Origin of the sequence: Fulvivirga marina (assembly GCF_016775155.1) — a bacterium.
Taxonomy (GTDB): domain Bacteria; phylum Bacteroidota; class Bacteroidia; order Cytophagales; family Cyclobacteriaceae; genus Fulvivirga; species Fulvivirga marina.
Window position 1 is genome coordinate 1 of the sequence record NZ_JAEUGD010000028.1, and the last position, 8637, is coordinate 8637.

Annotated in this window: 9 protein-coding genes and 1 pseudogene; 5 read left to right on the forward strand and 5 right to left on the reverse strand. The window is 40.3% G+C overall.

What is annotated here, in order from left to right; translation table 11 throughout:
• Positions 1-130 precede the first annotated feature (130 nt).
• From JMN32_RS08810 to JMN32_RS08830, 5 genes are all read left to right on the forward strand, one after another.
• Positions 131-583 carry a hypothetical protein gene (locus tag JMN32_RS08810; RefSeq protein WP_202855955.1) on the forward strand — a complete coding sequence of 151 codons (453 nt, stop codon included), beginning with the start codon at positions 131-133 and terminating at the stop codon, positions 581-583.
• The gene (locus JMN32_RS08815; protein WP_202855956.1) at positions 580-765 is read left to right on the forward strand and encodes a hypothetical protein; all 186 of its coding nucleotides are present in this window, start codon (positions 580-582) and stop codon (positions 763-765) included. The genes JMN32_RS08810 and JMN32_RS08815 overlap by 4 nt, the downstream gene beginning before the upstream one ends.
• 196 nt (positions 766-961) lie before the next feature.
• Positions 962-1435 (forward strand): helix-turn-helix domain-containing protein, encoded by a 474-nt coding sequence (locus JMN32_RS08820; protein ID WP_202855957.1) that lies wholly within the window; start codon positions 962-964, stop codon positions 1433-1435.
• Positions 1436-1441: 6 nt separating this feature from the next.
• A complete protein-coding gene (locus tag JMN32_RS08825) occupies positions 1442-2230 on the forward strand; it encodes a hypothetical protein (protein WP_202855958.1) in 789 nt (262 codons plus the stop codon).
• Entirely contained in the window at positions 2220-3140 is a 921-nt protein-coding gene (locus JMN32_RS08830) for a zonular occludens toxin domain-containing protein (protein ID WP_202855959.1), read from the forward strand. The genes JMN32_RS08825 and JMN32_RS08830 overlap by 11 nt, the downstream gene beginning before the upstream one ends.
• A gap of 14 nt (positions 3141-3154) precedes the next feature.
• Here the strand turns inward: JMN32_RS08830 and JMN32_RS08835 are convergent, their stop codons facing one another.
• The 5 genes and pseudogenes from JMN32_RS08835 to JMN32_RS08855 form a co-directional block, all read right to left on the reverse strand.
• Positions 3155-3631, reverse strand: coding sequence for a hypothetical protein (locus JMN32_RS08835; RefSeq protein ID WP_238354400.1), 477 nt, complete (start codon positions 3629-3631; stop codon positions 3155-3157).
• 273 nt (positions 3632-3904) lie between these two features.
• A complete protein-coding gene (locus JMN32_RS08840; protein ID WP_202855961.1) occupies positions 3905-4237 on the reverse strand; it encodes a hypothetical protein in 333 nt (110 codons plus the stop codon).
• A 204-nt stretch (positions 4238-4441) separates the two neighbouring features.
• Positions 4442-5767 carry a T9SS type A sorting domain-containing protein gene (locus JMN32_RS08845; protein WP_202855962.1) on the reverse strand — a complete coding sequence of 442 codons (1326 nt, stop codon included), beginning with the start codon at positions 5765-5767 and terminating at the stop codon, positions 4442-4444.
• Between the two features lie 11 nt (positions 5768-5778).
• Entirely contained in the window at positions 5779-7230 is a 1452-nt protein-coding gene (locus JMN32_RS08850) for an MBL fold metallo-hydrolase (RefSeq protein ID WP_202855963.1), read from the reverse strand.
• 24 nt (positions 7231-7254) lie between these two features.
• Positions 7255-8637 (reverse strand): annotated as a pseudogene (locus JMN32_RS08855) (hypothetical protein); the annotation flags it as partial.

Consider the following 8637-nt stretch of genomic DNA (forward strand, 5'->3'; position numbering starts at 1 on the left):
ATCATCTATTTTGAAGAAGACCCTGCCAAAGCTGCCAAATACCTGAAGGGGCATTTTGATCAGGTGCAACTGGAAAAACACCTGCCCAGGTATGTGAAGGAAGCCCTTAAACTTTAAAGACTCATCAATCATGCAAAACAACAATTACTTACACCTGGAATTTATGGGCATTAATGAACTGGCTCTGGATTCTTTTTCGGAAGCTTTGAGAAAAAAGATCAAACTGTTCGGGATGATGCTGCCCGGAATTGATGAAACCGTGGGCACGGATGCCCTGGTTTTACGGGACAAGCTGGATAAGCTGGATAAGGAAATCTATGGGGATATGCTCGAAGAATATGAGGAATACCTTGAAAATAATGAAGTAACGGAAATCCCTGAAGGTGTGGCGGGAACAAAAACGGACAAAGACCTGCTGGAACAACTTTGGAACATAGGCAGGAAAAAGGGGCTGCGCAGGTCTACTTTAAGGAACATGGGATTCCGGGGAGAGCTTTCCGGTAACAGGGTGAACATAGGTGCCTTCCGCCTGGAGCGCACAGGCATATTTGTCCATACTTATGATCTGGTCAAAACAAGATGAAACATCAATATCAGGTGAGCATCTTTTATAGTACTCCTACGGGCCGGCCTGCTCATATCAGCTATAAATTGGAAGCCAAAGATGAGCAGCAGGCTGAAAAGCTTGCCCGTGATAAATTTTATAACACAAGAAAAGGCAAGGGTTACAAGATCAACGGAGGAGACGTTTACCGTCTCAGGTAACAGGAATAAACCTGAAATTCATATAAATCGGGAGATAATCATAGGAATTTGGGCTGGTTTTTCTCAACCANGGACGTTTACCGTCTCAGGTAAAACAACTGGAATAAACCTGAAATTCATATAAATCGGGAGATAATCATAGGAATTTGGGCTGGTTTTTCTCAACCAAATTTCCCGGATACGTTAAAAACTGACTATGGAAAACCGCGCAACAGGCAAACCGGAGAAAGGCTACAATTACATTCAGTTGCAGGAAAACCTTGAGCGGGTGTTGAGTAAAATTGGCCTTGCTAATACCGTAAAACTTTTGGAGAATGTGGTAAGTGATGAGTGCAGCAAAGGAGGTGATATAGAGCGCATCAATGTAATCACCGAGTATATCATTGCCCAGGTCATAAGGGTATTTGACCTTAAACCCAAAAAGTTTTATACCTGTAATGTCAGGGAGTATCGGGATGCCCGGATGGTTGCCTATCACCTCCTGAGAAAATACACGGCTGGAAGCTACAGTAAGATCGGTGAGCGGTTTAACCAGCATAAGCGCAACGTGATCTACTTCTGCAATAAGTGTTCAGAGACGCTGTCCGTTGCCCGGTTTCATCCTGTTTTTGCTGAACGCTACAAAACCGTAGAATATCAAACTATAACATTCATTTCAAAACTAGAATAATACACCATGGTAGAAATAAACCACGAAATAGAAGAAGCTCTGAGTAAGAACTTCTCGGACATTGTATTTGAGGAAATGTCCGATGAAATCGAAAGCCCGTTAAACCAGCCGGTCAAAGAAAAGAACATCGCTAAAATAGAACAGGAGGCTCCCGATGAAACTGAACCGGAAGACGATGAAGAAAAGGGTAAAATCCAGGAAAGGGAAATGTGGGACTATGATGCCCCTGAGCAGGAGATCAATGAGGATTATGAGGATACTCCTGAAGATGATGCTGTCGATGAAGCTTTTGAACTTCCCTCGGCAAGTGCAAAACAGGTGGCCGATACCTTTCTCGGGATTACCGACAACCTCATGGCTGTGGGTGGCGGCTTCTTCATAAAGATCAAAAAGCACAAGGAGTTCTATGAGTTTGATGAGATCATACAGGTCATTGAAGAGCAAAATGAAAGAAACGTTAAAAGGCTCAGTTTGGATGAGGAAGATAAGACCTTGCTCCGTCCACTGCTCATTGCCATCGTTAAGAAGAAAAGCACGAAGCTTACACCGGAACAACAGCTATTGGGTGCTGCTTTATCCATACTCATGAAAAAAGGCCAGGCGGTGATGGAAATGCGGATGGAAAATGAAATGCTGATAGAACGTATCCTGAGCATCATTAAAGAAGAGAAAGACCACCAGCAAAAAGACAATAATACTGAAACTGAAAATGAAGATAGTCGCGAGAAAATGGAAAGTCCTGTGATAGAAGTAATGGACGATGATGAGATGATGGAGGCTGAATATGAAAAATAGCAGGCAGGTAGGACAGTTCGCTGAGCCAGAACGCGAACCAATGGTATTCCTCGTGTGCGGGGAAACTGGTGTAGGAAAGACCTACCGCAATAAACTGGAGATCCTCAACTACATGAAGGACAATTCCGCAACCGGAAAGATAGGACGCAAGGCACTGGCTTTTGATACCAATGATGATGATTACCAGTTTAAAACCGTTAGCCCAAACTATCTGAAATCGCTGATCAATGTCCAGGCCAGGCGAATCAGGCCATTTAACCCGGACGGTACCTCAATGGATGATGACCAGAAAAGAGAGGTTGTATCGAAAATCCTGAGGCACTTTAGGGACGGGCTGATTATCCTGGATGATATAGACCACTATATGTCAGGTGCCCGTGGTCAATCCATGATCGGTGCCTTATGCACAAATAGACATAAAGGGATAGACATCCTGCTTACCCATCAGTCTATAGCCAAGATAACCACTACAGAATGGCAGGCCTGCGCCTGGCTCCGGCTTCATCATCAGGTTGATGATATTACCCGCTATAAGGAGAGGATTCCAAAATACTTTTTGATCAGGATTGCGCAGCTCATAGTTGATGAACAGTATAACCTGGCCTCAGACGCCTTTGCCGCCGGACTGATCGACAAATCGGAGTTTGCAAAACGGAAAAGCTTTTTTATTTACGTTAACATCAGGGAGAAAAAGATCCGGGGATGCAGCCGGGAAGCTTTTATCAGGGCTGCCAAAAAATATATTGATCAGGAGGAGAGCAAAAAGATTAGGTTGATGCTTAATGAAAGGGATTTTAAGGACAAACCCGTTTATAAAACCAGGAATGAGGCGATCATTAAATTAATAACTGAATACCTCAGGTATCATGAAGAATGTCGTTTCATGTCTTTTGGTATGGTTGGTCAGTAAAAGTAACTAACCATTTACTCCGGTAAACCCGAAAGGATAGACATATCATCATCGTCGTCTAATCCCATATCATAACCACCTTTGTCCCAGGCCTTACCATGAAAGAAGCTTTGGTATTTGCTGTAGTAATGATCTTGTAATTGTTTATCCATTCCCAAACGATAATGTACGAGCATGATGTCGAGCTGGGTGCTGGTCTGGTGGTAATATTCCATTAACGCAATTCTTTCCCGTATTTGACTTGCTTGAACTGGCACACCTGACTCTTTAAAAATCTGATCGTCAAGCCTCATTATGGAATCCTGGATTACCATTAGCTTTTGGCATTTCTCAGTGGTCTTTATCAAAGCCAGGTTAGACTTAGTCAGGTAATAACTATGCTTTAAGGTTTGCTCTGACAGAATTAATATAGCCCCTCCAAAGGTTGCGCCTCCAAGTAAAAAGGCCATGATTAAATTGGTGTTTTGAACTATTTTATTTAGAAACTTCATGATTGATTTGCGCGACTTTTAACCTTGCTATTTAATGAATCATTTTGTTTTTCCAATTTAAATAATGATTTTATTCCGTAGGAGTATATTAAAATATTCAATGATTGCTCTTTGTGGGGCTTAAAAGACCTGAACTTAGGTATATAAGACAAACACTAATATTATTACTAAAGTTGTNATCTTTGTGGGGCTTAAAAGACCTGAACCCAGGTATATAAGACAAACACTAATATTATTACTAAAGTTGTCACTGCCATTCCTGCATTACTTAATTCAAAACCCTCTTTTCACCCTATAAACAGGTTTACAAAATCTGATAGTAATTTTCTCATTTTCCATCTCTGGGTTGCCTTCGCAAAATGATAACCCTTTTTCTGTTAAGCTAAATTCATAGCACTTCTTTCCTGTATATTTGATTTCTATGAACCCGTGTTCCTCGCAGTAATTAATGGTATCACGAGCAGCTTTAGAAGCACCGGATAGCTCCGATGCAGGGACTAAAACATAGCCCAAGGGATTGCTTATATCTCCAGGTGCATTTTTGAGCAATGTAATTAATTCAATAACAGTTAAACCGCCTTTAAGTCCGTTTGATATGTTGATCATTCATTAAAGATAGTGAAATAATGAATTCTTGAGACCAGTCTTTACCCAGACAGCTTCCACAATAAAAAGATTCTTTTTAAAGAAAATATTTTAAGTATGATCCCCATAAATATGCCATGATTATTTAAAGCAAAGGTAGAGTTGAAAAAATCTACCTTTGCTTTAAACTTTCATCCTTATACCTTCCCGGCTGTTTAAGCAATCTTATTTTTTTATGATTCCCCCTGTTTTTATGGATGATCCTATCTCAAGTTGATAAATGTATGCTCCAGCATGGAAATGACTCCCATCAACAAGAATTTCGTGATCAGTCTCCTCCCTATCAATGCTGAAAGTCTTATTGTCAACCAGACGACCGTCCAAATTGTAAATGGTTAGATGGACCTCCGAGAGTTCCTTAGCTTTAAATCTGATCGTAATTTTATCAGTAAATGGGTTGGGAAAGAGGATAAGTTCCTCTATGGAATTATCAGAACCGTCCATTGACACATTGCCTTCATTATAGGCACCAGAATCAGCTAGCCTTGCACCCGATAAGACACATGGCGGAGCAACCCAGCCGTCATCTGTCTTGAAACGCTTATTGCTAAAGACAATCCACGAGGGGGTATTTTCAATATCATCAACAGAAAATACTGATGATGAACCATCTATGGTTACTATTGCAGCAGAAATTTCTGCATCAATAATAGTTTTGGTATCTAAAGGGTAATCAGCCAGAGAAGCTGTTATAACCATCTGATCAGATGAACCTAATAGGAGTTTTGTAGCATTACATCGAAATATGTTAGTATTTTCAGAAGACAGTTTGTTATCTATAGCACTTGCGTCATCAATGTCATCATTCCAAAAGCTCATTAAGGTTGTATTGGTTTCATTTGAATTATCTCTTAAAGTAAATATATCAAAGAAAGCAAGGGGAATCGCAAGATTGTTTTGAAGGAGCTCCTTTACTCCAATCACTGCATATAAGGGATCATTCCATTGGTTTCCGGAAAAACGAAGCAATCGCTCATCAGACGCCATTGCTTGCCCATCTTCTTCCACAATAATAAGGACTACATCGGGATCTGAGCTTTGATCAATATTGATGAAACTTGTCTCCAGATCGGATTTTCGCAGAAAACTCGTGTTAGGATTGCTTTCAAAATAGGTTTCAAGTTTTTCATGGTTCGCTATTTCGTCCAGCACTTGGTAGGTCCCGTCAAATGAATACGTAACATAAGGATCTACCAGTCCCCTGTGTTTGGGCTCTGAATAATTCTTGAACTCGGTTATAGAGGTAAAGAGAGCCTCAAAAGTGTTAATCCCAGAATTGCTAAATATGGTATTGATCTCATTAATGCCATTTTCTATGTGCCCTTCTAGGTTTGTTGACACTGAATTTGCATCAAAGTGCATTTCTGCCTCTCCTGTATAAAATACGGCAATCTTTATTTTTGCCTTGGGAATCGTTAAGATTTCAGCTTTTCCATCACCAATGGATAAAAATGTGAAAAGAAGCATGGCTATTATACAATAATATTTCATAGATATACTATTTAATTATTACAAGGTAATTGAGAATGATCACAGAAAAAACTTAACACGTAACGATTACCGGTAGTATTACTATCGGAAGTTCGGGCAGATACTCGGACTTGTTTCTTATTGTTTTCCGTATTGATAGAAACCTCAAACTCGAGCACCTTCTCATCTTTCCCAAGGCTGTAAAATTCGACATTTCTTAAAGAGGGATCATTATTTATATCGCTCTGCCATTTCGTTAACTCAGTCAATCGGTTATAGGCAATCTTTCCCTTGGTTTTATTTTCCAAGTAGGTAAAAAAGAAGTGTGAAATACCAGAAGTGTGGTATGCGGCTGAAATAGCTTGCGGCACAGGGTGCCCATGATTATTGGTCGCATTAGAACCTACAATAGCATATTTCGAGTCAAACCATAGGTTGCTGGTAGGAGCTCCATGATGTGGGATCAGGGCCAGACATGCATGGGCATAACAACCGCTTCCATTGAACAAATCGATCTTATTGCCTAACTCATGATGCCATTCGTTAGGATAGGCAATATCGTATGGAAAATCGGTCAGTGATAAAGGGATATCCGTTACACTCACATTGTCTCTGGTTACATCAGTGTTTACCTTTCTTTTGATACCTGCTATACCGTCTGGCTCAGTAATCGCCAGGTCAATGGCGTTTTGAGTAGTCGCGCCACTCCAATTGGAAGGTATCCTTACCGGCTCTTGGGAGATGGTAGGCCTGTAAAAGGTATTTGTTCTCCCTATCTTTTGTTTGGCTCCTCCACCTGCTTGCAGGTCGCCCTGAACAAGGAAGCTAAAATCTCCCCAAGTGATCAAAGCGACACCCGACCTGCTGTTCTTGTTCTTAACATCCAGCTTTAAATTAGAATCTCTCAAATTTCCATAGACCGCCAGAGTTCGTAGTTTGATTTTATCATTTAGACCGTTAACAGGACTGAGATTCAGGTCCATGTTTTCCGTCCATCCATAATCAGATAATTCCGTTGCATAGGTTTGGATAACCTCAGCTAATGAACCAGGTGTATTTTCAACCATTTTGTTGCGAAAAAGTTGTAGCTGTGAACCTGCCGTACTGCCTGTCAATTTTGACGCGGTGGGTTCCGCAGGATCACATCTTCTTTTGAGTATTCCCGAATTGGTGGTCCCACTATTCAAAAGTCCATTGTAATGATCCAGGTCGTAATGTGTAATGAACACATGGTCAAGTTTTGAATCAGCTCTGTTTTTAATTACCTCTGCAATCAAATTAGCATCTTCTGTCTTGCTTTTTCCAGCATCAATCAATGTAGAACTGAGCACTTGATTAAAAGGGGGCGCAGTTCTAACCACTATCAGAGTGGCATGACCCTCTGTGACTCTTATCTGGTGGATATCAAGGCGCAGGTCTTCCTCACTCTGGGGATATGCTTCATATCCCCAGAGTAAACAAAATAGTAATAATAGCTTTTTCATTTTATGAAAATTCATGTGTAATAATTACCTATTCTCCTTTATTAACAGTGCTTCCAATTTTTGAAGGCGCTCTTCCTGGGCCTTAAGGCGTTCTTGCTGTTCCTTGATTTTCTTTTCCTGATCTATGGTGTAAAGTGTTAGTTCTTCTACCTTTTTCAATAGTGTAGCATCCATTTTACCCAGATCAAGGCCTTCTTCGGCAATTTCACTTGCAGAGGGAACCTCAGGAAGGTGCTTTTCTTTTTTGATGTACTCTTCTACAGTCGCAAGAGACGGAAGTTTGTACTCAACTTCAAATACATAATCTGGCCAGTTGGAAAAAGAACTTGGATCGTTGTAGATAGCGATTCTCTTAGCAACTAAATCGCCTACAATGTTTGCTCTGCCATGGACTAACAGACGCTCGGTGTTACCGCCTGAAGTTGAAGTTTCACCTACGGTAATCTTTTCCTTTGCACTGATATTTTCATCTGAACTTATATTACCTGCAGTAGTGATACCTCCCCCGGCACCTAAAACTTTGTGAATACCAATACCACCATACACATCAAACCCACCTTCTACCTTAGTATCACCAAAAAAATTGGTGAGGCCTTCCACTGTGGCACTACCATACACATTAATCTCGCTTGGAGTTGCTACGGTTCCCACGGTAAAAACACCTTCTACATTAGCATCACCAAACGCATTAAATATACCTTCTACATCGGCAAATCCCGTTACATTAAGTGCTGCTACTTTAGTTGCTCCGGCTATTACTGCCCCTGTTGTAAGACTGTTTGAAATAATTAAACCCTTTACATCCAGTTTAGCCAATGGGTTAGTAGTGCCTATACCTACATTTCCATCAGATACGTTTAATCCACCATATATATTTAAATTCTTCGGTGCTTCTATGGATCCAATTTTCACATCACCATCTTGATAATAAATATTATTATTGTTAATTACATCTCTTCGCCAAATAGCATTCTGTAGTATATCATTATCTATAAAAGTTTCAATGTCTACATAATTATTATTGTCATCTTTAAAGAATATTTCTTCAGACTTTAGTTTCCCATTAACATGAAGATCTGTATACGTAATTATGCTATCTTTATAAATGTCCATGCTAGCTGGGTTACTAACATCGCTGGACAGGGAAAGGGTATTGGATCCGCTGAGGGTGAAGACATTATTAATGAACCCATCTTTTACATCTATAATTTGTGCCGATAAAGTATCATTGATTGTTGTTTTACCATCGACATCAAGATCAGTATATGTAATTATTCTATCTTTATAAATGTCCATGCTAGCTGGGTTACTAACGGCGCTGGATAGGGAAAGAGCCTCGTCTTTATTGGATCCGCTGAGGAAGGAGACATTATCAATGTACCCATTTTTTACATCTATAATTTGTGC

Coding starts and splice junctions, on each gene's coding strand:
- JMN32_RS08825 (WP_202855958.1), top strand. CDS start 1,442: ATGGTAGAAATAAACCACGAAATAGAAGAAGCTCTGAGTAAGAACTTC.
- JMN32_RS08840 (WP_202855961.1), bottom strand. CDS start 4,237: ATGATCAACATATCAAACGGACTTAAAGGCGGTTTAACTGTTATTGAA.
- JMN32_RS08835 (WP_238354400.1), bottom strand. CDS start 3,631: ATGAAGTTTCTAAATAAAATAGTTCAAAACACCAATTTAATCATGGCC.
- JMN32_RS08850 (WP_202855963.1), bottom strand. CDS start 7,230: ATGAAAAAGCTATTATTACTATTTTGTTTACTCTGGGGATATGAAGCA.
- JMN32_RS08815 (WP_202855956.1), top strand. CDS start 580: ATGAAACATCAATATCAGGTGAGCATCTTTTATAGTACTCCTACGGGC.
- JMN32_RS08830 (WP_202855959.1), top strand. CDS start 2,220: ATGAAAAATAGCAGGCAGGTAGGACAGTTCGCTGAGCCAGAACGCGAA.
- JMN32_RS08845 (WP_202855962.1), bottom strand. CDS start 5,767: ATGAAATATTATTGTATAATAGCCATGCTTCTTTTCACATTTTTATCC.
- JMN32_RS08810 (WP_202855955.1), top strand. CDS start 131: ATGCAAAACAACAATTACTTACACCTGGAATTTATGGGCATTAATGAA.
- JMN32_RS08820 (WP_202855957.1), top strand. CDS start 962: ATGGAAAACCGCGCAACAGGCAAACCGGAGAAAGGCTACAATTACATT.